The organism is Gelidibacter sp. (assembly GCF_035577925.1).
GTDB lineage: Bacteria > Bacteroidota > Bacteroidia > Flavobacteriales > Flavobacteriaceae > Gelidibacter.
On sequence record NZ_DATJCY010000151.1, the window covers coordinates 1 to 1,545 of the forward strand.

A 1,545-nucleotide genomic window follows, 5' to 3' on the forward strand; every position below is an offset into this window, starting at 1 on the left:
CATATTCTTTTGTTCTCGGATTGGAATGGTTAAAATCAGAGCCCACATTATAGCTATGTTTTGGTGTTGTATTAAAGTATGGATTTTCGGTACTTGGATCTCCCCAGCCATCGCCATCAGGATCGTTCATCCACATGCGTATCATTGGATTTCTTCCAAAAGCATGGTTGAGTGCAACATCTAATATAACGGCAATTCCGTTTTGATGGCAGACATCAATAAACTCCTTGAGCTTGTTTTCAGTGCCATAAAATTTATCTAACGCCATGTGGAAAGCCGTGTTATAACCCCAACTTTCATTGCCTTCAAATTCCATTACCGGCAACAATTCGATAGCATTGATGTTTAGATTTTTAAAATAATCCATGCGATCGATCAAATCTTGAAAATTCCGATTGGTCCCAAAATCCCTGATCAAGACTTCATAAACCACTAAATCTTCCTTTTGTGGTTTTTCAAAATTGGTTATTTGCCAGTTGTAAGGTGTTTTGGCGGTTTGCAAAACCGTGACTTCACGTTCTTGTCCTTCGGGATATGCAGGAAGGTTAGGATAGGTTGATGCCGGAATGCCGGGATCGTCAAATGGTGATAATACCAAAGTTGAATAGGGATCGGCTGTTTTTACCATTTTGGGCGAGTTTGCAATAGGTGTGTTATCAACTACCCAATATTGATAAGTTTCTATTTTCCCGGGTGTTAATCCTGCTACTTCCAGCCAGAATTTACCTGAAGAAGGATCTTTTTTCATCGCATAACTGTTGGTTGGTTGCCAATTGTTAAAACTTCCTGCGACATACACATAATCTTTATGTGGTGCATCGAGTACTAAAGTGACCTTCGTTTGATCGGAAGTATTGTAATTGATGCCGTCAACCATTCCAGCAGGTAAAGCCGCAGAGGTTACTGTGGGATTTACAATAACAGAAAACAACTTACTGACTGTAGTTCCCGATTGTGTAACTTCCAGTGTGTAGTTTTGGTTGGCGGTAATATTGGTGTGGGTAAAAGAAAAGTTGGACGTATTAGCTTTGGTGTTAATACTTGCGCCATTCGCTATTAAATTATAATTCGCATTTCCGCCCGAATTGGTTGCAGAAATATTCAAACTCCCACCGGAAGAAAGTATGGTCGTGCTATTTTGTTGAGGATTAGTTAAGGTGACTTGAAAACTTCCAACATTTAATAAGATGTCTTGGCTTTTTTTATCACCAGTGCCGTTTTTTGCTTTAATTAAAAATCCGATACGTCCAATTCCGGTTCTGTTGTAGAACGTTGTTGGCGTAAAGGAAATGCTGTAGGTGTCATTACCAGAATTGTAAGTAAGTTTGTTGGCTTCATTGGAATTCTCCCAAGCTCCGTTGGTTGGTGAGTTCTGTTCATTTGAAAGATTCATATCGTAGGACCAGCTCCATAGATATAAGTCGTTTCCGGTAACGCCCCAAGTAGCTTCGTCGATGCTGCTTCCGTTGAAGGTCAGTGTGATGTTTTGGTTTTCTTCAAAAGGAGAGGGATTGACACTATAAGTTGCCGTTTGTTGTTGTGAAA

General features: G+C 39.9%; 1 protein-coding gene. It reads right to left on the reverse strand.

Annotated features, from left to right (window positions below):
* Positions 1-1,545 (reverse strand): alpha-amylase family glycosyl hydrolase (locus VNJ50_RS05310; RefSeq protein ID WP_325579752.1); only part of this gene is annotated, 1,545 nt, incomplete at both ends.